Origin of the sequence: Drancourtella sp. An57 (assembly GCF_002161525.1) — a bacterium.
Lineage (GTDB): Bacteria > Bacillota > Clostridia > Lachnospirales > Lachnospiraceae > Sellimonas > Sellimonas catena.
Genome location: NZ_NFHY01000001.1, coordinates 232,939 through 255,919, shown reverse-complemented (window position 1 = coordinate 255,919; position 22,981 = coordinate 232,939). Strand labels below are relative to the sequence as shown.

At 45.4% G+C, this 22,981-nt stretch carries 26 protein-coding genes and 1 pseudogene; 20 read left to right on the top strand and 7 right to left on the bottom strand.

Annotation, left to right across the window (positions count from 1 at the left end; genetic code table 11):
• Positions 1-152 precede the first annotated feature (152 nt).
• The 4 genes from B5G11_RS01330 to B5G11_RS01315 form a co-directional block, all read right to left on the bottom strand.
• On the bottom strand, positions 153-1,061 hold the full coding sequence (locus B5G11_RS01330; protein WP_087251886.1) for a LysR family transcriptional regulator: 909 nt from the start codon (positions 1,059-1,061) through the stop codon (positions 153-155).
• Between the two features lie 73 nt (positions 1,062-1,134).
• Positions 1,135-1,671: a rubrerythrin gene (gene rbr / locus B5G11_RS01325; protein ID WP_087251885.1), complete on the bottom strand. Its 537-nt coding sequence runs from the start codon at positions 1,669-1,671 to the stop codon at positions 1,135-1,137.
• Positions 1,672-1,828: 157 nt separating this feature from the next.
• Positions 1,829-2,371: an NADH peroxidase gene (locus B5G11_RS01320; protein WP_087166548.1), complete on the bottom strand. Its 543-nt coding sequence runs from the start codon at positions 2,369-2,371 to the stop codon at positions 1,829-1,831.
• Between the two features lie 126 nt (positions 2,372-2,497).
• Complete coding sequence (locus B5G11_RS01315; protein WP_087251884.1) at positions 2,498-2,905, bottom strand: transcriptional repressor; 408 nt, start codon at positions 2,903-2,905, stop codon at positions 2,498-2,500.
• A 223-nt stretch (positions 2,906-3,128) separates the two neighbouring features.
• Between B5G11_RS01315 and B5G11_RS01310 the strand changes: the two genes are divergently transcribed.
• Positions 3,129-4,055, top strand: coding sequence for an NlpC/P60 family protein (locus B5G11_RS01310; protein ID WP_087251883.1), 927 nt, complete (start codon positions 3,129-3,131; stop codon positions 4,053-4,055).
• Between the two features lie 424 nt (positions 4,056-4,479).
• Positions 4,480-4,689, top strand: a complete 210-nt coding sequence (locus B5G11_RS01305) for a DUF1858 domain-containing protein (RefSeq protein WP_087251882.1) — start codon at positions 4,480-4,482, stop codon at positions 4,687-4,689.
• A 72-nt stretch (positions 4,690-4,761) separates the two neighbouring features.
• On the opposite strand, the gene B5G11_RS01300 is transcribed toward B5G11_RS01305, so the two are convergent.
• Entirely contained in the window at positions 4,762-5,487 is a 726-nt protein-coding gene (locus B5G11_RS01300) for an adaptor protein MecA (RefSeq protein WP_087251881.1), read from the bottom strand.
• A gap of 534 nt (positions 5,488-6,021) precedes the next feature.
• Here B5G11_RS01300 and B5G11_RS01295 point away from each other — a divergent pair.
• From B5G11_RS01295 to B5G11_RS01270, 6 genes are all read left to right on the top strand, one after another.
• On the top strand, positions 6,022-6,252 hold the full coding sequence (locus tag B5G11_RS01295; RefSeq protein WP_087166553.1) for a hypothetical protein: 231 nt from the start codon (positions 6,022-6,024) through the stop codon (positions 6,250-6,252).
• A 119-nt stretch (positions 6,253-6,371) separates the two neighbouring features.
• Complete coding sequence (locus tag B5G11_RS01290; protein WP_242958841.1) at positions 6,372-8,192, top strand: glycosyl hydrolase family 18 protein; 1,821 nt, start codon at positions 6,372-6,374, stop codon at positions 8,190-8,192.
• 301 nt (positions 8,193-8,493) lie between these two features.
• Positions 8,494-9,171, top strand: coding sequence for an N-acetylmuramoyl-L-alanine amidase (locus B5G11_RS01285; protein WP_087166555.1), 678 nt, complete (start codon positions 8,494-8,496; stop codon positions 9,169-9,171).
• Positions 9,172-9,211: 40 nt separating this feature from the next.
• On the top strand, positions 9,212-10,771 hold the full coding sequence (locus B5G11_RS01280) for an L-threonylcarbamoyladenylate synthase (protein WP_087166910.1): 1,560 nt from the start codon (positions 9,212-9,214) through the stop codon (positions 10,769-10,771).
• On the top strand, positions 10,753-11,382 hold the full coding sequence (gene upp, locus B5G11_RS01275; protein ID WP_087166556.1) for a uracil phosphoribosyltransferase: 630 nt from the start codon (positions 10,753-10,755) through the stop codon (positions 11,380-11,382). The genes B5G11_RS01280 and upp overlap by 19 nt, the downstream gene beginning before the upstream one ends.
• A 15-nt stretch (positions 11,383-11,397) precedes the next feature.
• The gene (locus tag B5G11_RS01270; protein ID WP_087166557.1) at positions 11,398-11,886 is read left to right on the top strand and encodes a dCMP deaminase family protein; all 489 of its coding nucleotides are present in this window, start codon (positions 11,398-11,400) and stop codon (positions 11,884-11,886) included.
• Positions 11,887-11,998: 112 nt separating this feature from the next.
• On the opposite strand, the gene B5G11_RS01265 is transcribed toward B5G11_RS01270, so the two are convergent.
• The gene (locus B5G11_RS01265) at positions 11,999-12,898 is read right to left on the bottom strand and encodes a LysR family transcriptional regulator (protein WP_087251879.1); all 900 of its coding nucleotides are present in this window, start codon (positions 12,896-12,898) and stop codon (positions 11,999-12,001) included.
• Positions 12,899-12,960: 62 nt separating this feature from the next.
• Between B5G11_RS01265 and B5G11_RS01260 the strand changes: the two are divergent.
• Positions 12,961-13,743 (top strand): annotated as a pseudogene (locus tag B5G11_RS01260) (DUF6198 family protein).
• 67 nt (positions 13,744-13,810) lie between these two features.
• Here B5G11_RS01260 and B5G11_RS01255 read toward each other — a convergent pair.
• Positions 13,811-14,044, bottom strand: coding sequence for a YaaL family protein (locus tag B5G11_RS01255; RefSeq protein ID WP_087166559.1), 234 nt, complete (start codon positions 14,042-14,044; stop codon positions 13,811-13,813).
• Positions 14,045-14,148: 104 nt separating this feature from the next.
• Between B5G11_RS01255 and B5G11_RS01250 the strand changes: the two genes are divergently transcribed.
• From B5G11_RS01250 to B5G11_RS16590, 11 genes are all read left to right on the top strand, one after another.
• The gene (locus tag B5G11_RS01250) at positions 14,149-14,358 is read left to right on the top strand and encodes a pro-sigmaK processing inhibitor BofA family protein (RefSeq protein ID WP_087166560.1); all 210 of its coding nucleotides are present in this window, start codon (positions 14,149-14,151) and stop codon (positions 14,356-14,358) included.
• A 176-nt stretch (positions 14,359-14,534) separates the two neighbouring features.
• Positions 14,535-15,641 (top strand): hypothetical protein, encoded by a 1,107-nt coding sequence (locus tag B5G11_RS16595; RefSeq protein WP_242958839.1) that lies wholly within the window; start codon positions 14,535-14,537, stop codon positions 15,639-15,641.
• On the top strand, positions 15,544-16,686 hold the full coding sequence (locus B5G11_RS01245) for a CpaF family protein (protein WP_242960062.1): 1,143 nt from the start codon (positions 15,544-15,546) through the stop codon (positions 16,684-16,686). Before B5G11_RS16595 ends, B5G11_RS01245 begins: the two co-directional genes overlap by 98 nt.
• Complete coding sequence (locus tag B5G11_RS01240; RefSeq protein WP_087166562.1) at positions 16,631-17,401, top strand: type II secretion system F family protein; 771 nt, start codon at positions 16,631-16,633, stop codon at positions 17,399-17,401. The genes B5G11_RS01245 and B5G11_RS01240 overlap by 56 nt, the downstream gene beginning before the upstream one ends.
• 4 nt (positions 17,402-17,405) lie before the next feature.
• The gene (locus B5G11_RS01235) at positions 17,406-18,731 is read left to right on the top strand and encodes a type II secretion system F family protein (protein WP_087251878.1); all 1,326 of its coding nucleotides are present in this window, start codon (positions 17,406-17,408) and stop codon (positions 18,729-18,731) included.
• 36 nt (positions 18,732-18,767) lie between these two features.
• Entirely contained in the window at positions 18,768-18,968 is a 201-nt protein-coding gene (locus tag B5G11_RS01230) for a Flp1 family type IVb pilin (RefSeq protein WP_330616860.1), read from the top strand.
• A gap of 4 nt (positions 18,969-18,972) precedes the next feature.
• Entirely contained in the window at positions 18,973-20,373 is a 1,401-nt protein-coding gene (locus B5G11_RS01225; RefSeq protein ID WP_087251877.1) for a DUF5702 domain-containing protein, read from the top strand.
• A gap of 258 nt (positions 20,374-20,631) precedes the next feature.
• Entirely contained in the window at positions 20,632-21,357 is a 726-nt protein-coding gene (locus tag B5G11_RS01220) for a hypothetical protein (RefSeq protein ID WP_087251876.1), read from the top strand.
• Entirely contained in the window at positions 21,345-21,773 is a 429-nt protein-coding gene (locus B5G11_RS01215; RefSeq protein ID WP_158099174.1) for an A24 family peptidase, read from the top strand. Before B5G11_RS01220 ends, B5G11_RS01215 begins: the two co-directional genes overlap by 13 nt.
• On the top strand, positions 21,767-22,183 hold the full coding sequence (locus B5G11_RS01210) for a TadE family protein (RefSeq protein ID WP_087251874.1): 417 nt from the start codon (positions 21,767-21,769) through the stop codon (positions 22,181-22,183). The genes B5G11_RS01215 and B5G11_RS01210 overlap by 7 nt, the downstream gene beginning before the upstream one ends.
• The gene (locus tag B5G11_RS16590; protein ID WP_242958855.1) at positions 22,072-22,974 is read left to right on the top strand and encodes a DUF6382 domain-containing protein; all 903 of its coding nucleotides are present in this window, start codon (positions 22,072-22,074) and stop codon (positions 22,972-22,974) included. The genes B5G11_RS01210 and B5G11_RS16590 overlap by 112 nt, the downstream gene beginning before the upstream one ends.
• Positions 22,975-22,981 lie beyond the last annotated feature (7 nt).

Sequence of the window (22,981 nt, the reverse complement as noted above, 5' to 3'; positions counted from 1 at the left end):
GAAATAGAAAAAGGAAATAATTGTTGAAATCAATTGAAATTGTTTATAAGAGCAGGAAAATTTAACAAAATGGAAATGAAAAACAGGAGAATATTTTGGAGAAAATTGTAGAAAAAGAAGAAAAGCAGAAGCGTTTTATTGAGGGGCATCAACTACCTGGATAGATGCCCCAGTTTAATTTCCCGCATCCAGTCCATGACATGGTTGCAGAATAATGTGACAGCTTCACTGACCGGCTCCCCGCGGCGGGTCAGCATACAGATTTTCCATTCGTAGGTATCGTCAGAAAACGGGATAAGGCAAAGTCCCTGGGATTTCATGTCCTCGAAGACAAAATCGACTGTCACAGATACCCCTTTATTGGCCTTCACCATTTTATGGCAGAGGCTGAAGCCGCTCGTTTCAAAGACAATATTCGGTTCAAATCCGGCCTTTCGGCATCTGTCCACGATCAGATGATGAATCTTAAATTGTCCGCTTTCTATATATAAAGGCTCGCCTTTCAAGTCCTCGATGGTGACGCTTTTTCTCCGGCTTAAAGGATGGGACTCGTTGACAAGAAGGCATACAGGAAAGCTTTCCATTTCTGTGATATCATAGAGGCCATCCTCAAAATCGGCAATGGAAAACGCAACATTTCCATTCTTCTCCAGAAACAGGCGCTCTGTCTGAAGATCCGGGTATTCCCGGTAAGAAAACTGGATTTCCGGATAACGCTTTTGAAATGCCATAATACAATCCGGAGTGACAAGGCGGAGAATTCCATAGGAGGAAAGCAGATCGACAATGCCGTGATTTCTCTGGCGGATATTTAAAAGCTCTTTTTTCAGGCTCCCGTATTCAGCGGTAACGGAAAAAGAGTGATGAAGAAAACATTCTCCGCTTTCGGTCAGCCGGATGCCCTGCGGGGAACGGTCGATGAGCGTACAGTCCAGTTCGTTTTCCATGTTTTTAATAATTTTACTTAAGCCCTGAGGAGTCATATACAAGAGCTTTGCTGCCCTGGTGATGCTCCCCTCACGGGCTGTAGTCTGAAAAATGTAAAAATCCTGAATATCCATAGATTCCGGCCCCCCCCCCTTTGATAAAAACAGGCACACTTCTGTGTGCCTGTCAGATTCTGATCAGTAAATTTTAGTAGTTTTCTACTTTTCTTTCAAAATAAGCCTTCGGATGAGCACATACCGGGCAGACTTCCGGAGCCTCTTCGCCTTCATAGATATATCCACAGTTGTTGCATTTCCATCCAAGAGGAGCGTCTCCTTTGAAAGTATTTCCTGCTTCGAATGTAGCAAGAATCTTATTGTAACGTTTCTCGTGAGCGGCCTCTACCTGTGCAACAAGTTCGAATTTTGCAGCAAGCTCATCGAATCCTTCTGCTCTTGCTTCTTCAGCCATGGTTTTGTACATTTCTGTCCACTCATAGTTTTCGCCGGCAGCAGCGTCTTTTAAATTTTCTGCTACATCACCGATGCCGTGGAACTCTTTGAACCACATTTTTGCGTGTTCTTTCTCCTGATTTGCTGTTTCTTCAAAGATATTTGCAATCTGAACATATCCGGCCTTTTTTGCCTGGGAAGCATAAAATGTGTATTTGTTTCTTGCCTGAGACTCACCGGAAAATGCAGCCATCAGGTTCTGTTCTGTTTTGGTTCCTTCGTATTTTGACATCTTTTTTTCCTCCTTTTAATGACAAATTACTTGTTATCCCTACTATAGCACAGTTAATCTGAAAGAACAATCTTTCCGCTGTGAAGCGGGGAAGGCTTTGAAAAAAGGAGACGATTCATAAGAACCGTCTCCTAAATTCCTGAATATTGGGTGTATCTTAGCTGAAGTATCTCTTGAGAAGTCCTTCGAATGCTTTTCCGTGACGAGCTTCGTCTCTTGCCATCTCATGAACTGTGTCATGGATTGCATCAAGGTTAGCAGCTTTTGCACGTTTAGCAAGGTCAAATTTACCAGCTGTAGCGCCGTTTTCAGCTTCTACTCTCATCTCAAGGTTTTTCTTTGTGCTGTCTGTAACGACTTCACCTAATAATTCTGCGAATTTAGCAGCGTGTTCTGCTTCTTCCCATGCTGCTTTCTCCCAGTATAATCCGATCTCCGGATATCCTTCTCTATGAGCAACTCTTGCCATTGCAAGGTACATACCTACTTCGGAGCATTCTCCCTCGAAGTTTGCTCTTAAATCAGCGATGATGTCTTCGCTGACACCCTGAGCAACACCTACTACGTGCTCAGCAGCCCATGTTCTTTCTCCTGCCATTTCCTGGAATTTATCTGCAGGAACATGGCACTGAGGACATTCTGCCGGCGGATTTTCTCCTTCATAAACATAACCACATACTGTACATACCCATTTTTTCATAACACATATCTCCTTTTCGTTTTTTTTGTTTCCTTAGTTAAAAATCAGTAATAATTACTGATATCAATATAGCACTTTTCCGTGTGCTTGTCAATTCCTATTTTGGAATTCATGAATTATTTACAATTATATGGCAGCAGCTTCTGAATGCTTTTGAAGACACCGGCTGCATTTCCCATAAAATGTAATGGAGTGTGATTCCACGATGCCGTCAAATGCTTCGTTGGCAAGCTGGTCAATCTGTTTCATGCATGCCATGTTCATATCTTCCATACAACCGCATTCAGTACAGAAAAAGTGATAGTGAGGAACAGTGCGTCCGTCAAACCGGTCTGCTCCGTCTGGAGTCGATATCTTGATGATCTCTCCCATGTCAGAAAGAAGATTTAGATTCCGGTATACCGTTCCAAGACTGATATTAGGAAACTGTTCTTTGACATGGAGGTAAACCATATCCGCAGTCGGGTGCGCATTTGTATGCATCAGGTAGTCCTTAATCGATTCTCGCTGCCTGCTGTATTTCAATGCTGTCAACAAAAACCCTCCCTTCGATTAATAATGATAATAATTATTATATTTATAATAAAAAATTTCACGGATTTTGTCAAGAAAAAATATAACTGAAAGTGAATATAGAAAGGAAAGTGCCTTGACAAAAAAACGAAATATGTTAGAATACAAAACGTAACATTTGTAACAAAAATGTAATAAATACGAAAGAAAATATACATAACTATCATAAAAGGAGGATTATGCCATGCATAGTTATTTCAAAAAGGGACTGATACTGGCTGCCTTTGTCGGTATTTTCGGAGCAGGCTCCGGGATCCATGCAAAGGCCGCTGAACTTCCGGTTCAGACAGGAAATCCGGCAGTCAATGCAGATGGACTGCTCAGACAGGTACAAAAGACAGAGGATCAGGCATCTTCTATTATAATAGAAGAAACAGAAAAAAACGGAGAATTTGTTGTAAGGGAACAGAACGGGAAATACGAAGATACAGGCTTTGTTAATATTTCTTCTGATTATATTTATGTCAGAAGCGCCACATCTGATGACAGTGACTGGACCGGAAAGCTTTATCCGGGAAATGCAGTAACATTGAAGGGACCGGTTGGAGAGTGGACGGCAGTTCAGTCCGGAAATATTACCGGGTTTATCCGGTCGGAATATCTGATGGATGCAGGACAGTCGCAGCAGAAAGTGCGTCAGATGGAAGCGGAGACGCTGAAGAACGGAACAGAGGTTACATTTTCCTACGGAGAGACAAAAGAAGAGGAGGCGGCAAGGCTTCAGGCAGAAGCAGAGCAGAGGGCAAGAGAAGAAGCCGAAAGAAAACAGGCGCAGAGGCAGGCTGTTGTGGATTATGCCTGCCAGTTTATCGGGAATCCCTATGTGTGGGGAGGGACAAGCCTGACAAACGGAGCGGACTGTTCCGGTTTTGTCCAGTCAGTCTATGCCCATTTTGGCGTTTCCCTTCCGAGGACATCCTCGGCTCAAAGAAGCGCAGGATACGAGGTCTCCTATTCCGAGGCACAGCCGGGAGATATCATCTGTTATAATGGTCACGTCGGAATCTATGTGGGAGACGGTCAGATTGTCAACGCACAGGATCCTGCACATGGGATTGGAATTTCATCCGCAACATACACGAGTATTTTGACAGTGCGCCGGATTTTCTAAGCAGGCGCGGAGAGAAAAAATTGCGAATCAGCAAAATGCACAAATTTGTAATAAATTGTAAAAAAATGGAAAATAGGGCCAAAATCGTTTTCCACACTTAAATTATGAAAAAAGGGTAAAATAGCGTTGTTTTCAAAAGTTATCCCCACTTTCCACAGAAAAAGTTGTGAATTGTGGGGATAACTTTTGGCTTTTAAAAGAACGGATGTTTTGTAAAGAAATAATAAAATTGAGTTTTTGTCGAAAAAACCGGAAAAAAAGGTTGACTTTTTCATAATCAAACTATGATTCTGAAAGGGCAAAAAATTATAGAAAATTCTGACAATTATTTCCGGAGGAAAGGAAAGCTTTTTGGTTGCGTATTAGGAAAAAAGGTATTATAATAAGGAATACGTAAATCCAAGTAAATAAGGAGGAATTCAAAATGGCTTTTCAGGTAGAAAAAACTACGACGATTGGCGAGATTGTAAATACACATCCGGAAGTAGCTCCGATTCTTATGGAAATCGGAATGCACTGCCTCGGATGCCCGGCTTCTCAGATGGAATCTCTGGAAGAAGCAGCAATGGTTCATGGAATTGACGCCGAATTATTAGTAGAGAAAATCAATGCTTTCTTAAAAGCAAATGAATAAGCCGTAAGGCAATAGAAAAACACCGTCTGCAGGTGAGTAAATTCTGCAGACGGTGTTTTTTAGCGCTTTATTTTACAGACTGGCAAGATGCTGTACAGCTTCGCGGGAAATGATCGTCTCACAGTGCTCTTCCAGATATGCAAGAGACGCCGGAGTACTCTTTTCCAGAATACCGTATTCAGTCAGCATATTGCAGATTTTGCTGAAATCACTTTTTGAATGTCCAGACTGTGTGACAGCCAGGATAAAGAATCCATCGGACGGATCCTTATAAAGCGTATTGATACCCTGATACATCGGAGAGAGAAGATGCGCCGCTTCAATCACCCGGTCAAGGGAGCCAAATGAGAACAGCCGGACTGCCGGGCGGATGACCGCTTCGGGCTTTCCGCTCTTTCCGGGAATTTCTGCAACTGCTTCTTTGACTTTATTAAGGAGCTGCAGAAACTCTTCCGCACCCTCCAGCTTGTCTGGGACAGCCTTTTTGGATGTATCTGTATCATCGAACGGAGAAGGAGCAAATTTGGAAAACCGTGTATCCAGCTCTTCCGGATCTTCTACCTTTGTAATGATGAGCACGATGGAATCCGATGATGATGGAATCGCTTCGATCATGAGCGGAATATCGTCAGCCTCAAAACCGAATTCAAAGGCTGCCTGCTGCATCATGTCATGGAAAAGTGATTTCGCTTTTTCGGTACCGTAGGCAAGCTCGCTGATCTTTAAGTGTCTGTCCTCGAGATCGGCACGTGTCAGGGTACAACGGATTTGATTTTCATTGATCTTTTCAATTTTCATATAATCACTTCCTAGCTGTAAATAATCTTATACTTACTCAATAGTAGTATAAACAAAAAATAAAATTCTGTAAATAAAATTTAGAAAAAATACTTGCATTCGCAGAAAACAGGAGTATAATATCTGGACAGAGGTAGTATTCCCGGATGACTGTGTACAGTAATAAAGGAGGGGATATTTACGAATCTATTTTCCGGTCAGCATTTCTGCATATAGTTTATGCAAAGCAGTCCTTGATTTATCTCACTAAAAGCATTTCTGCAATCAGTTCGATAGAATCAAAATAGAGCATATCACAATTATTCTCAGTTTATATTCATTTAATCACAAAAGAACCCACTAATAAATTCAGACGATTCATGATTTTGAAAAATAACGGGAACGGTGCTACCTTTTTCAGCATACGGGGTATCATAAATAATATATCACGATAAGAAACCTGTGCACTTCACAAGGGGATACTCCGGGCCGCAGTCATAGAAAAAGGTTTTTCAAAATTCTGTTTCAGATTATCAGAAAGAAAAGGGAAACAGTATGGAGAGCGATATTATAGAGGACGAGCAATACAGGAATCTGTTTGTAGAACTCTCGGAGTATGAGCGGATGGGAGTACGGATGAAAATGAACGGACATCCGGCCAGTCCGCTGCAGATTGCGTCCGCACATGCAGTGAAGGAAGAACTTTCCTATATGAGAGACTATGTGGCGGATGAGAACGGTAAAGTTAAAGAAGTCAGATTTGTGAAACTGTCAAACATAAAGTAAAAAGCGATAATCCCCCTTTACGCAGAAACAGGTAGTGAACAGAGCCGAAAATGTCAAAATTATTAATGACGTGCAGAAGAAATCTTGATATAATGTGAGCGTATACAGGAGGTATGGACATGGATGAAAGACGAGGCAAAAGGAGACCGGATGGACGGCCGGCCAGAAAAAGACAAAGGCCGGTACAGCAGCAGGATCCAAGACGCCGGAATCAGGAAAGCAGACGCCAGAAAGAGCTTGAGATGCGCCGCCAGATCCGAAGACGGAAAAAGAGAAGAAAACGCATCCTGATTCTTCTTCTGCTCTTACTTATCGCAGTGATCGCAGCAGGAATAGTATTATGGATCAGATATGGCCCGTCGAGGGAAGAAGCAGATAAAAATGAGTATTTTGGTATTACAGACACCAGCCAGGTGGGACTTGCGATCGACAATCAGATTCCAGATGTAAAGAGCATGAAAGAAGGAAGCGAAGTCTATCTGGATTTCGATTCTGTACACGATTACGTAAATCAGAGATTTTACTGGGACTCTAATGAAAACCGGCTGCTTTATACTTTACCGGACAGGACGCTCAGCATTCCGGCTGGCGCGACAGAATTTGAATCCGAAGATGGAACACAGACGAGAGACTATGAAATTGTAAAAGTGGAAAATGATACCGTTTATCTCGCGCTGGATTTTGTAAAAGAATATACGGACATGTCACTGGATGTCTATGAAAATCCGGACAGAGCAGTGATTGTAACCAACAAGGAAGAAAACCACGCCAGGGTGAGCAAAGATACCGAGGTCCGGATCCTGGGAGGTGTAAAGAGCCCGATCCTGACTGAAATCAGTAAATCAGACGACGTGGTTGTCATCGAAGAAGCCGGATCCTGGATGAAAGTGAGAACCGTGGACGGGTATATCGGCTATGTGAAATCCAATACCCTGGAAAAAGCCGAAAAACAGACACGGAAATCTGAATATGAAGAGCCGGAATATACCAATATTCAGAAAGACTACAAGATCAATCTGGCATGGCATCAGGTTACAAGCCAGGCGGCCAATGAAAATGTGGCCTCCGTCATTGCAGGAACGACAGGACTGACTACAATTTCTCCAACCTGGTTCACAATCCAGGATACAAACGGCAATATTACGTCTCTCGCAAGCAGTGCCTATGTGGATGCCGCACATCAGGCAGGGCTGGAAATATGGGGGCTGGTTGACAACTTTACCAATCAGGTCGATACACTTGCGGTATTAAGCAACACACAGAGCAGGGCCAATATGATCAGCCAGCTGATTACCGAGGCACAAAACAGCGGACTTGACGGCATCAACGTGGACTTCGAGCAGATCACCGAGGAGATGAGCGACCACTATATTCAGTTTATCCGGGAATTATCTGTTGAGTGCAGGAAGAACCAGATCGTTCTTTCCGTGGATAACTATGTACCTGGATTTACAAGCCATTACAACAGAGAAGAACAGGGCATTGTAGCAGATTACGTGATCATCATGGGATATGACGAACACTTCGCGGGCTCTGAAGAAGCCGGCTCTGTTGCATCGATTGACTTTGTAAGAGAAGGTATCACAGAGACACTCAAAGAAGTACCAAAAGAGAAAGTCATTAACGGACTTCCGTTTTTCACGAGGCTGTGGATCGAATCATCCAGCGGCCTGACAAGCCAGGCGATCGGCATGCAGGAGGCAGAAACGGCTGTGGCCAATGCAGGCGTGACAGCATCCTGGGATGAAGAGACCCAGCAGAACTACGCAGAGTGGACTGCAGACGGAAACACGTACAAAATATGGCTTGAAGACGAACAATCCCTGGAGGCCAAGCTCAAAGTCATGCAGGAATACGATCTTGCAGGAGCAGCCGCATGGAAACTCGGATTCGAAAAATCAGGTATCTGGGAACTGATCTCCAGGTACGTGAACGGATAACAGAATACAAAAAGAAAATAAAAACTGAATAACGAACAAAGAAAGACGGAGCCGCTTGCCTCGAAGCGGCTCCGTTATTTTTGTGGAGGCTGTAGGGGACGTGTTCCGGTGCACAGGTACACGACGTAAACGGCAAAAAAACGCTCGGAACCCGCATAAAATAAGGAAAAACTCGAATTTTCAGATTTTTTTCATCGGGGACAGGTTCCTTTTCATCGGAACACGTCCCCGATGAAAAGTCTATCGTACAGTCTTTATTCATATATTTGTTTTAAAGACGGGAACGGAAAGGGATTATAATATGGCGGATAAAGTGAAGTGGGTACTGGCACTTCTGATTCTTGTTTTTGTGTTGTACGGGATACAGAAGGTGGAGAGTATAGTGACGCAGGGAGAAGTACAGGCGCAGAAGGCGGATGTAGTGATTGATGCCGGACACGGAGGGAAGGATCCGGGGAAGGTCGGTGTTAATGACGCGCTTGAAAAGGATATTAATCTTCAAATTGCAGGGAAGCTGAAGGAGGAACTGGAGGCCAGGGGGATTTCGGTTCTGATGACACGGGAAGAGGATCAGGGACTGTATGATGAAAATGCTGATAATAAGCAGGTGCAGGATTTAAAGCGGCGGGTAGAATTGATTAATGAGACGGCCCCGGCGCTTGCGGTTAGTATTCACCAGAACAGTTATCCTTCGCCGGATGTGAGCGGTGTTCAGGTTTTTTATTATGAGCATTCGAAAGAGGGGGAAGAGATGGCCTCGGTCGTGCAGAAGCAGATGGAAAACCTGGAGGGGACAAAAAACCGGCCGGTAAAGGGCAATACGACTTACTATCTTCTGAAACGTACAGAAGTCCCGACATTGATTATTGAATGCGGATTTCTGAGTAATCAAAGCGAAGCTCAGAAACTGACGGAGGAGGATTATCAAAATTCCCTGGCCAGAGTGATTGCCGATGGTATCGAGGAATGTCTGCAGTGAAGGGTTCCGAAAAGAGGATGAGTGTGTTATAATAAAATTTATGGAAACAAGAATAGAAAAAATTGACAGAATGCAGATCGATGAAACGATCATGGAAACAGCGGGAGAAATCATAAAGCAGGGAGGCCTGGTCGCATTTCCAACGGAGACCGTTTACGGCCTGGGGGCGAATGCGCTTGATGAGGAGGCGGCGAGAAAAACATATGCGGCAAAAGGCAGACCTTCTGATAATCCACTGATTGTACATATTGCAGAGAAAGATGCACTGGATGGAATTGTGGAAGAAATTCCGGCAGGAACAAGAACGCTTGTTGATAAGTTCTGGCCGGGCCCGCTTACCTTGATTTTGAAGAAAAACGAAAGAGTACCGTACGGAACGACGGGAGGACTTGACACGGTTGCGGTGCGTATGCCGGACGACGAGATTGCGCTGCAGCTGATCCGGAAAGGCGGAGGTTATGTTTCTGCACCGAGCGCAAATACATCGGGGCGCCCGAGTCCTACGACTGCACAGCATGTTGCGGAGGATCTGGACGGAAAGATCGATATGATTCTGGATGGAGGCAGTGTCAATATTGGAGTGGAATCCACCATTCTGGATATGACCTGTGTGCCGCCGATGATTCTAAGACCGGGTGCAGTCACGAAAGAAATGCTGGAAGAGGTGATTGGTGAGGTCAGGATGGATCAGACCCTGATTTCGGAGAACAGCAGCCAGGCTCCAAAGGCTCCTGGTATGAAATACCGTCATTATGCACCGAAAGCGCAGATGATTCTGATCGAGGGGAAGCCTTCAGATACAGTTCTTGCGATCAAACAGCTCGCATATGATAAGGCGATGTTTGGGAAAAAAGAAAATGGAGAAGGATACCGGATCGGTATTATTGCTACTGCGGAGACGATGAGTCAGTATACATACGGAACCGTGAAAAGTATCGGAAGCAGGGAAAACCGTCGGACAATCACGAAAAATCTGTATGGAATTCTAAGGGAATTTGACGAAGAAGGCGTGGATATTATCTACAGTGAAGGTTTTTTCGGAGAAGCAATCGACACCGCCATTATGAATCGTCTATTAAAAGCGGCAGGCCACAAGCGGATTCCTGCCTCCGAGATTATCAAGCTGCAGGAATACCGGAAGATCATTTTTGTGAGCAAGGATGATAACTGTCGAGGCCCGATGGCAGAGCGCCTTCTGCAGAGGCAGATTCTTCTGCAGGAATATGACATTCAGTCCAGGGGCATGATCGTACTGTTTCCGGAGCCGTTAAATCCGAAAGCAGAGGAAATTATGCGGAGAAATGGTGTGGACACGACAGAGCATGAGGCCCTGCCTTTTGAGGAGAAAGATATTACTCCGGATACCCTGATTCTGACAATGGAGAAAGCGCAGAAGAGAAAAATTATTACAGAGTATGGATTCCACAGCAACATTTTCACTTTGGGTGAATATATCGGAGAAGAAAAGGAAGTGGAGTCCATGTACGGAAAGTCTCTGGAGGAATATGAGGAATCCTATATGGAGTTGGAAAATTATATGAGAAAACTGGCTAGAAAGCTGAATATGGAGGCAAAGGAAAAATGGGAAGAGTACATATAATGGACCATCCGCTGGTTCACCATAAAATTGATTATATCCGCCGCAAAGAGGTTGGAACAAAAGAATTCCGTGAGATCATTGAGGAGATCTCCATGCTGATGTGCTATGAAGCGACAAGAGGGCTGAAACTTGCGGATGTGGAGATTGAAACGCCGATTTGCAAGATGACAGGAAAAGAGCTGGCGGGCAGAAAGCTTGCTGTTGTCCCGATACTTCGTGCCGGCCTTGGAATGGTGGAAGGAATTCTGAAGATGATTCCGGCGGCAAAGATCGGCCATATCGGTCTTTACAGAGATCCGGAAACATTGCAGCCGGTAGAATATTACTGCAAGCTGCCGTCAGACTGCGATAAAAGAGAGGTCTTCGTGGTAGATCCGATGCTTGCTACAGGCGGATCCAGTTCCGAGGCGCTCACCATGCTGAAGGAAAAAGGGGTAAAAAATATGACATTCCTCTGTATCCTTGCAGCACCGGAAGGACTGGAAAAGCTTCGGGAAGACCATCCGGATGTGGACATTTATGTTGGGGCGCTTGATGAAAAGCTGAATGAACATGGCTATATTGTACCGGGGCTTGGAGATGCAGGAGACCGTATCTTCGGAACCAAATAGCAGGAAGGTGATAAAATGAACGCCAAGAGAAAAGATTATCTGTCCTGGGACGAATATTTTATGGGAATTGCCATGCTGTCCGGCATGCGTTCCAAAGATCCGAATACCCAGGTAGGATGCTGCATTGTGAGCCAGGATAATAAAATCCTTTCTATGGGTTATAACGGGCTGCCGAATGGTTGCTCCGATGATGAGTACCCGTGGGCCAGGGAGGGGGATGATCCGCTGGAGACCAAATATGTGTATGCGGTCCACAGCGAGTTGAATGCTATTCTGAATTATGGGGGAGGCAGCTTGAAAGGAGCCAAGATTTATGTTTCCCTGTTTCCGTGTAATGAATGTGCAAAAGCCATTATCCAGGCAGGCATTAAAGAAGTAATTTATGACTGTGACAAGTATGAGGACACCGCCTCTGTGATTGCATCAAAACGGATGATGGATTCAGCAGGAGTAAGATACTATCAGTATCACCGGACAGGCCGGGAAGTAAAGATTAAATTATAAATTCTGCTTCCTGATCAGGAAGTATCTATAAAGAGGGACATTCTGAGATTCCAGGGAATCCGGATGCCCCTCTTTATTCATTATGCGAAATACTGATGAAACTATAAAAAAACTAGATGAGTTCCTGCCCGGGGAGGACAGTACTGTCAAGTACAAACTGTCGAAAATGCTGCACGCATGGCGGCAGAAAGATGCGGCTGTCGTGTACCATAAAAAGATTTCGTTCACATGCGGGGGTATTGATCTGCAGAATCTTGAGATCCAGCTTTAAGAGTAAATCCATATAAGGTACGACTGCAATACCAAAGCCTTGTGCAGTCAGCCCGGCAATGACCTGATCCTCTTCTGTCTCGTAGGCGATCTTTGGTTCTGTGTTTATGTCGGAAAACATCTGATCAACCACGGCACGGATACCTGAGCTTTTATCAAAAAAGATCTGTGGGTAGGGAGCTGTCTCGGCCAGGTCAACAGTATGGCGGGAGGCAAGCGGATGTCCTTTTGGGACAATCAGAACAAGATCCTGCTTCTGTACCGGAACCGCTGTGAAGTTCAGTCTGTCCGGCGGATGAGAACAGAAGACCAGGTCATATTTCCGCTTTGAAAGGCCGTCCAGAAGGCTTTGTGTCACCCCGGTATGAAAGGTAAACTGGAGATCCAGATCGGGGTGTGCTTTTAAAAAGGCAGATGCCAGACGAGGGACAAACTCGACTCCCAGCGTCCGCAGAAGTCCAAGGCGGATCAGCCCTTCGCCCCGTGCACTGCGTCGGATAGATTCCATTCCGGCATCCAGAGTAGATAATGTGTGTTCTGCGCAGTCAAGGAATTCTTCGCCAAAACGGGTGAGAGTTGTATTTCGCCCGCTTTTTTCAAAGAGGGGAACCCCAAGCTCCTGTTCAAGCTGTGCGATTGCATGGCTTAAATTTGGCTGTGAAATACAGAGCTGCGCGGCTGCTTTTGTATAATGCTGTACATGCGCCAGGGTGACAAAGTAACGTAGATAAAATAAGTTCATACAGGCACGTCCTTCCCTTCCATAACGGTATCATCTAAATCATAAAAAAATTTTATAATTTTATGCAAATTATTCATTTGCGAACCATTTATCTCCATACTAAACTGAATGGATGGAAAGTGCAAGGATATCTTATGAGGAGGAAAGAAAAAATGAGGGAGAAACAGATGGAAGCTGAGAAACCGGTGTGGAGAGGAGAAGCGGCACTTGTGGCGGCTGTTATTATGAATACGTTTGGAGTAGTACTGATGTTGTATTCCGGATCCGGAATATCTGCCATCTCCAGTGTGCCGTTTGCTTTTTCGGAGGTCTTTCCGCATCTTTCACTTGGGACATGAACCTATCTGTTTCAAGGGCTTCTGATACTGAGCCTTATGATTTTGAGGAAACGCTTTGTCCCGGAATATCTTTTCAGCTTTGTGGTGGGATTCGTGTTCGGAGAATTACTGGACGTTCATGAATTATGGATTCATATTCTGCCGGAGACAACCGGTTGGCGTGTCATCTATTTTGTTGTCAGTTATCTTCTGATCAGTTTCGGAATCGCGTTGTCAAACCGATGCCGTCTTCCGATTGTGCCGACGGACCTTTTCCCGCGGGAGATGGAGCAGATTACAGGAATCACGTATTCGAAAATAAAAATTTCTTTTGATGTTATCTGTCTGGCTGTGACTGCCGGAATGACAGGAATTTTTCTGGGACATCTGGATGGATTGGGAGCCGGAACGATTCTGGCGGCATTTACAATGGGGAAAAGTGTAGGGGTAATGGGCAGCTGGATGGACCGGCATGTGCGATTTACATCATTTTTGTCAGGAGAAAAGCTCTGCCGGTATGCAGGATGATAACCGGATGAATAGAAATAATTATGCGAAAAGGGACGTTGTTTTTGACGTCCCTTTTTCGGTGGACCTATGTTAATGCAGGGGTTCGTTTGGCCTGCTTGATAAGAAAACTGTATCGTTTACGGGCGGCATTCCCCTGAAAAATATAGCTGTCAATCAAATCCGGATCAGAGGCGTTTTGAAAGAGATTGTCGGCAGCTTCGATCTCCTTCCTGACAAGTGCAATCTCCGTTATAAGATCAGAATAAGAACTTCTGAGATAAACATCGGCTTCATAATGGTGATTCGTGTTTGTTGGCATGATATCCCTTCCTTCCTAAAGTTATAGTTATAGTATGTACAAAAACAGGAATAAAATACCAGTTTGGAAGAATAGAATGTACTAAAAGAAGCGGGGAGTATGAGATGAAAGAAAAGGGAATCGAGATCATCATCAACTTTATTGTCCGGGCTGTTCTTGGGGCGGCTGTTATCTTTTTTGTGAATCAGTTTCTGGATTCTCAGAAAATACCGGTTGCCGTAGGATTAAATCCGTTTACCGTTTTGACAGGCGGAATCCTTGGACTTCCTGGGGTTGCGCTCCTTTATGGCATTGTATGCTGGGAAATTTTGTGAGAGTTTCACAAAGATCAGGGAAATGAAAAAAACCGGTGGACAAAACTCCTAAACCGGTCTATAATGCATATCACAAAACAAAATTCTTTTGTTTTATCCGGATCACCCGGAGTCTTATTTGAAAAGCGTCGGGAAAGCGCTTATCTATATCAGAGCCGAATCGGCTGTAATGATTCATGAACAGACAAATGATTATATGCGGAGAAGAGGAGTTGTATGTACTGCGGCTTGCAGATATGATTGCCGACAGGGAAGAGCTGGATCTTCAGGTACAGGTCTGCACCTCTTTTGAGCAGGAAGAAAGACTGGAGGAGTTTCAGGAAGCAGAACTTCTGCTGATCGGGGATGAGATTCCCTACGAGAAGAGGCAGACAAGCAGAGCTGCCAGAAGATTTGTGCTGACAAGTCAGGAAGGAGCAGAGGTGGGGGAAGAGGAGGTCCCGGTCTATAAATACCAGTCCGTCCATAAGATTTTTGCCAGGATCATGGAAGTATGCCTGGATCACGACCGTGCAGGCCTGTTTCAGGTGCCGCGCAGAGATAATCAGCGTCTGATTGTCGTTTATTCTCCTATTCACAGAATCGGGAAAACACGTTTTGCGAGGGCGCTCGGATATGAGCTGTCCAGAGATGAAGAGACACTTTATATTAATATGCAGGAATATCCCGGATGGGGAATGCACAGGGAAGAAAAGAGCGCATCTCTGGCGGATCTTCTCTATTATTCCCGCCAGGAGCAGAATCATCTGGGGCTGCGTCTGACATCTATGGTGCAGGATCAGGAAGGACTTGCTGTTCTGGATCCGATACCGGTGAGCCGGGATTTGAAAGAGGTGGCATGGGAGGACTGGAATTCTCTGATTCTTCAGATCCTGAAGAAAGGTCCGTATCAAAATATGATCCTCGATCTCAGTGAAAGTGTTCAGGGCCTGTTTGAAATTCTGAAGATGTGTGATGAGTGGTACCTTCCCTATATCGAAGACGAGGACGAAGAGCGGAAACTGGAGCAGTTTTTTGACACACTGGAACTGATGGGATGCAGGAAGCTGCGGCAGAAGGCGCGGATGACAGAGATGAAGGGGGAGCCGGAAATATGTGTAAAGAAGGCATTACAGTATGATAAGAACACTGCATATGGAAAAGCTGCAGGAGCAGGTCATGGCGAAGCTGGATCTGTCGAGAGAAATCGAAGATGGCGAACTGGTCGAATTGATTTATCAGGTGCTGGAAGAGTATACCAAAGACAAGTACATTCCGCTCCGGATGAAGATGGAATTTGGTAGAGATCTGTTTAATGCATTCAGAAAGCTGGATATTCTCCAGGAACTTCTGGAGGACGAGTCGATCACTGAGATCATGATTAATGGACTGGAAAATATTTTTGTGGAAAAGGGAGGAGAGATTTATCAGTATGAAAAAAGATTTGTATCCCGGAAAAAGCTGGAAGATATCGCGCAGCAGATTGCCTCCGGCTGCAACCGGACAGTCAATGAGGCGGAACCGATCGTGGACGCAAGGCTTCCGGACGGCTCCAGGGTCAACCTGGTGCTTCCACCGGTGGCGCTCAACGGTCCGATTATTACAATCCGGAAGTTCCCGAAAGAAGGAATTACGATGAAACGGCTGATTGCCTGGGGAAGTATCTCCAAAGAAGCTGCGGAATTTCTGGAAAAGCTTGTAAAGGCAAAGTACAACATGTTTATCAGCGGCGGCACCGGTTCCGGAAAGACGACATTTCTCAATGCCCTTTCCCAGTTTATACCGGAGGACGAGAGGATTATTACTATCGAGGACAACGCGGAACTGAAATTACAGTCTCTGCCCAATCTCGTAAGGCTGGAAGCCCGGAATGCCAACATGGAAGGAGAAGGAGAAATTGATATCCGTGAGTTGATCCGGACGGCACTTCGGATGCGTCCGGACCGAGTGATTGTAGGTGAGGTGCGAAGCGCAGAGACGATCGATATGCTGCAGGCTATGAATACGGGGCATGACGGTTCCTTAAGTACCGGTCATGGAAACAGTCCGAAGGATATGATAGGAAGGCTGGAAACCATGGTGCTCATGGGGATGGAGATTCCGATCGAAGCGGTACAAAGACAGATAGCATCCGGGATTGATATTATCATCCATCTTGGAAGGATGCGGGACAAGACCCGGAAGGTCCTTGAGATTCTTGAAATTACTGGATATGAGGAAGGCAGAATACAGATGCATACACTGTATGAGTTTCAGGAGAAAGGAAGCAGCCACGGGAAAGTGAGGGGAAGTCTTGTTAAAAAAGAGGAATTACAGAAAAAAGAAAAACTGCTGGCGGCAGGATATTAGAAAGGGAGAATATCTGACAGGATGCCTTGGAGCCGTGGGAGCGGCCGGGCTGACAGCGCTTTTATTCTACCGGTCCACAGTGGCGGCACTGGTACTTCTGCTCCCGGTGGGAGGAACATTTCTGTATGTCTGGGAAAAGGAAAAATTAAGAAGAAAAGAAAGAGAATTTACAAGACAGTTTCTGGATGCGCTTCAGTCGGTGTCCGCCGCCTTAAATGTGGGATATTCTCTGGAAAATTCTCTGCTGGAAGCGGGAAAGGAAATGCGGATCATGTACCGGGAGCAGGACCGGATCTTAAAGGAATGGAATTATATGATCCGGCAGATGAAGATGAATATTGGAGTAGAGCGGATCCTGGAGGAGTTTTCCGAACGGATAGATCAGGAGGATGTCAGAAATTTTGTTACGGTCACTGCGACTGTAAAAAAGAGCGGGGGAAATATGGCAAGAGTGATCCGGCAGACAATTTCTCAGATTCAGGAGAAGGAGGAGCTGAATCAGGAAATCGAAACTGTAATCTCCGCCAAAAAGATGGAGTTTCTTGTCATGGCAGTAATTCCATTTGGAATGATCGCCTATATGATGCTCAGCTTTCCGGAATTTATGGAAGTTCTTTATCAGGGAGTCCCGGGCAGGGCGGTCATGACAGGATGTCTCGTTTTATATCTGGCAGCGTTTGGAACCGGGTTTCGTATGATACAGATTGAGGTGTGAGAGGATGGACATAAAAGCAATAGCAGTGACCGGAGCAGCATATTTAATTTTGCTGGTCCTGCTTTGGAAAACAGGAAAAGGGAAGATAAGAAACAGGGAAAAAAGAAAGCGGATCAGAAAGGGAATCTGGTTTTTCTTTCTTGTCAACACAATCAGCGTGGCCGTTTTTATATGGACGGGACAGGACAGGCCGGTGAAAGACGGGAAGATTGGAAGAAATCAGAAAGGCGGCGGAAGCCGGAATGAAACGGTGTTTGCGACGGTCGAGGGAGTGGATGCAGATATCCCGATTCAGATCCGGGTGGATGAGCAGGGATATACGAAAGAGGAGGCAGAAAAGATCCTTACGGACGAGGCAGAGAAGCTGGAAAAGAGAATTCTGGGAGAGAATCAGGATCTGGAGCATGTTACGTCAGATTTGAATCTGTTGACTTCTCTTCCGGATTATCCGGTATCCGTTCAATGGACGCTGGACGATTATCAGTACATAAGTATAGACGGAAGTCTTAAGGAGGAAATCCCGAAAGAAGGAATCGGGGTTCAGCTGACAGCTGTTTTAAGCTTTGATCAGGGAGCGGATGAAGCAGTAGAGCGGACGAGGGATATAACAGTGACGCTGTATCCGCCGAAGCTTCGGAATCCGGATGAGATCGTAGAAGCTCTGGAGCAGTTGGTGGATTCAGAGAACGAAATCAGCAGGGAGGACGAAGCGCTGTATCTTCCGGATGAAATTGCGGGAAGAAAGGTTTCCTGGGGATACCGGTCAACCGTCAACGGGTATCAGGTGATGGGAATGGGAGTGCTGGTCTTTGTGGCGGCCGCTGCATGGAGAAGGCAGAAGGTAAATGATGCGGCAAGAGCCAGAAAAGAGCAGCTTCTCAGAGATTATCCGGAGATTCTGGAACAGTTTTCCCTGCTGATCGGTGCAGGGATGACTGTGAAAGGAGCATGGTACAAGATTGTGGAAAACTATCAGGAAAGACGGGAGACCGGGGGAAAACGGCCGGCTTATGAGGAGATGATGCGGACATGTTTTGAAATGCAGGGAGGTGTACCGGAAGGAGAAGGATATGAGAATTTCGGAAAACGGTGCCAGATACAGGAATATATGCGACTTGGACTTCTTCTTTCCCAGAATCTGAGAAAAGGAACGAGAGGCATTACAGAACTGCTCAGTCTGGAAGCGGTTCATGCCTTTGAGGACCGGAAAGCGCGGGCAAAGAGAAAGGGCGAGGAGACAGGAACGAAACTTCTCGTGCCGATGATCATGATGCTGGCAGTGGTACTGGTCATTGTTATTGTACCGGCCTTCTGGAGCATGGGAATTTGAAGGAATCCAAAGACAGGAAACAAAGGAGGATGCAAAATGTTGTGGTTACAGATGAATGCAAGACGAATTTGGAACAGGATAGAAGAATGTCTGAAAGATGAAAGTGGAATTGGAGTGGTGGAAATCATATTGATTCTCGTTGTACTGATCGGACTTGTCATTATCTTCAAGACCCAGCTGACAGAGCTCGTTCAGACGATTTTCAATAAAATTACAAGTGAAAGCGGAAAGATTTAGAAACATGATTCCGGCCGGAAAAAAGAAAGAAGATGCACAGCTGACATTGATGATGAGCCTTTTGATCCTGATTCTGCTGACGTTTACAGCCGGGATTTTAGAGAGTGCGTCCATTCAGACATCAAAGAATATCAGGCGGGCGGACACGGAGCGGGCGGTGGAATCATTGTTTGCGGAGTATCAGAAGGAACTTCTGGAAGAGTATGATCTTTTCGGACTGGACGGTACGTACGAGACAGGAAATTATTCGGAAGAAAGAGTATTGAACCGTATAACCGTATATGGAGCGGTTGCAGGAGAGAGTCAGGTGGAAGCCGTCCGCTTTTTGAGTGACGGAAAAGGCCGGGAGTTCGCGGATCAGGTCTGCAGATATATGGAGAACAGGTTCGGAATCGATATTATCAAGGATCTGATCGGGAAAGAAGATGAGGCGAAAAAACAGGAAGAAGAGGCCGAAAAGTATCAGCAGCAGGAAGAGGAGACAGAAAAGAAGATGGATGAGATTCTGGCATCTCACGGGACATCGGAAGGCTCTTCCGAAGGAAGCGGGGAGGAGACGGAAAATCCGCTGGGGATTTTGCAGAAGCTGAAAAGGAAAGTACTGACGGAGATTGTTCTGCCGAAAGACCGGACCATTTCACAGAAAAGTGTGGAAGGAACTCCGGGAATTTCCGGGCGGGAGAGACGGGAAGGCAAGGGAGATGTACCTGCCACAGAGGAAACGGGAAACGAAAAGTTGTATTTTATTGCCTATATTCCGGAGCATTTTGGAAGCTATATCAGTCCGGGAGAAAATCGTCCGCTGGAATACGAACAGGAATACCTGATCGGCGGAAATACAGATGACATGGAAAATCTGCAGGAAGTACTGGATAAAATCCGAAATCTCCGAATGGCACCGAATTATTTCTATCTTCAGACAGACGAGACGAAGAAGGCGGAAGCAAAAGTGCTGGCCGGTGTAGTAAGTACCCTGATGGGAAATCCGGAACTGACGGATGTAGTATGCCAGATCATCCTGATGGCCTGGGCATACGGGGAGAGCGTGATGGATCTTCGGACACTGACTGCCGGGGGAAAGGTGCCGGCGGCCAAGAGTAAAGAGACATGGAAGCTGAGTCTCTCAGGCCTGCTAAAGCTTGGGACAAAAGACGACTCCGGAGCAAGTGAAGCCGGAGAAAGCGGATTCGGGTACGATGACTACATGAAGATGCTGTTTCTTCTGGAATCCAAAGAAACGCTGCGGCTCCGAATGCTGGATCTGATTGAATGGAATATGAAGATGCGGCTGGACTGTCCGTTTTTTCAGGCCGATGCCTGTATTACAAAACTCAGGATTCAAAGTACATGCAGACTCAGAAGAGGAATTACGTACCAATTTTCGACATATTATGCATATCAATAACAAATCTGTGAAAACAGTTCTTATTTCATATCTGACAGATCAGTCTGATATACAGAAAGGAGGTAAAGCGAGGTGCCTTTTTGTGACAACTCAGGTGATTTAAACTACATACAAACCATGGTCAACGAATTTTCAGACCCTAAAATATATAGAAAGGAGACAGATTCTGATTCGCTTCATAGATGGAAGCAGCTTTCCCCACGAAATAAGAAGTGTACCTTAAAGGCACCTGTCTTTACCTCCTTTTCTGGAGGAAGTATGACTGTGGAAGCAGCCTTTGTGGTTCCTCTTTTCCTGTTTGCGGTACTGGCCTTTTTATACTTGTTTGAGGTGATGGCAGTACAGACAAATATCCGGGCGGGGATGCAGTATGCGGGCAGAAAATATGCGGAACAGGCTTATCTAAATCCATTTGTCAGTACAGAAGAACTGGAGGAGGATATCCGGGAGGAAGTCAGCACAGAACGGCTGAACCGTAGCATGGTAAAAGGAGGTGCTTCCGGGATTGACTGCAGCAGTTCCTACGTGGATCTTATGAATCAGATTTTGTATCTGAACACATCGTATACGGTGGAGATCCCTGTTCCGGTATTTGGAATCTTCAATGTAGAAAAAGAAGAGAGCATCCGGATAAAAGGGTGGTGCGGCTATGAATCGTCTATCCCTGTCCAGGCGGAGCAGAAGATTGTGTATGTGACAGAAAACGGGGTAGTGTATCATCAGGACTACCACTGCTCCTATCTGGATCTGTCGATCCATATGGTTCCGTACTCCGGGCTGGAGGAATTGCGAAATGCGTCGGGCGGGAAGTATTATCCTTGTGAAAGATGCGGACAAAATGTGGCAGGAATGGGAGTATATGTCACGGACTACGGAAGTAAATATCACACGTCCATGTCCTGCAGCGGTCTGAAGCGAAAGATTTACGCGGTTCCGGTTTCGGAGACAGCAGGGAAAGGAGCGTGCTCAAAGTGTGGGAAATAAAAATCTGCAATGCCTTGTTTTTAATTTTTCAGGCAGTTTGTTCGGCATATGATATCCGCATCCGTGCGGTTCCGAGATGGCTTCTGCTTTGCGGAAGCGCGCTGGCAGCGCTGACACGGCTTATAGGAATCGGAAGCGGAACCTGGATTTATGTCTGGGGTGCTCTGGCCGGCAGTGCATTTCTGATCGTCAGCAAATGTACAGATGAAGCGCTCGGGTTTGCAGACAGCTGGATGATTTTTGTACTGGGTGTGTATATGGGAATCTGGAAACTGGCAGCCGTTTTGAGCATTGCCTTTTTTGCGGCAGGGATTTGGAGTCTGGGAAAAGTAGTACTGCAAAATGGCGGATATAAAGATACATTCCCGTTTCTCCCCTTTTTGACAGCCGGATATTTGGGAGTGATCGGATGGTAGAAGAAAAATGGAGTGGTAGTTTTACTGTGGAAGCAGCAGTTCTTGTTTCGGCGGTCCTGCTTTTGACTTATGGGGTCATCATGGCGGTTTTCTACTACCATGATAAAAATATTCTAACAGGAACCGCTTATGAGACCGCGGTGATTGCGGGAAGAAAGCAGAAAAAAGAACCGCCTTTTCAGAAAGAAGAAATACAACAATTATGGAAAGAAAGAATTTCCGGAAAGATGATTCTTTTTCGGAAAGCAGAGGTAGAAGTAGAATGTCAGAAGGAGTATGTGTGGATTTCAGCTCAAGCATCGAGGAAAAGAATGAAGATTACAGTCGAAGCAAAAGCAGCACTTGTCGAGCCGGAGAGAAAGATCCGGGATATGAGGAAACTAAAAAAGGCAGCAGAAACAGGAACCTGAAAATCGGATACCGGAGAGACCTGAATACATCCTATTTTATTGTCGAATCAGACAGATTTTATCAATCGGACTATCAGCTGAAAATGCTGGCAAATAATGAAATCTGCGGACTTCTGCAGGTGAAAGGGCGTGGAGTAAACGGAAGAAGCCGGTATGAGTATGAAATCCAGGGAAAACATTCACTGGAATTTCTGACGCAGAAAGGACCGGTTACCTACGAAATGATTATAGCGATTATCGAAGATCTGCTGGCGGTTATGGAAGAAATGAGAGACTATCTGCTAAGCCCGAATCAGTTGCTGCTGGACCCGAGAAGTATTTTCTGTGAGAAAGGACGGTATTATTTTTGCTATTATCCGGCCAATGAACAGGGAATCGCGGAAAGCTTTCATGAACTGACAGAATTTTTTGTCAGAGAGACCGATTATCAGGATCGTTCCGGGATTTATATTTCCTATGCCCTCCATAAAATGACGCTCGCGGAAAATTATCAGATCTGCCAGGTGATTGAGGAAATTTTAAATAATCAGGAGGAAGAATACGAGGATCAAGAAGCGGAAGAGGAAGATTATGAAGAAGATCTTTATGAATATGGAGATGAATATGAAGATGATGAAGAAGAGGAGCAATATGATGACTGGGGACTGGAGGAGAAACCGGTTGGGGATGTAATAAAGGAGAAAATAGGAGGCTGGGGGTTTGTGAAACGTCTATTCGGACGTGGCATGGAAGCACCTCAGGATGATATATTGAGAGAGCAACGGAATGTTGACTGTAGAAAAAAGTATTGAAAGAGCC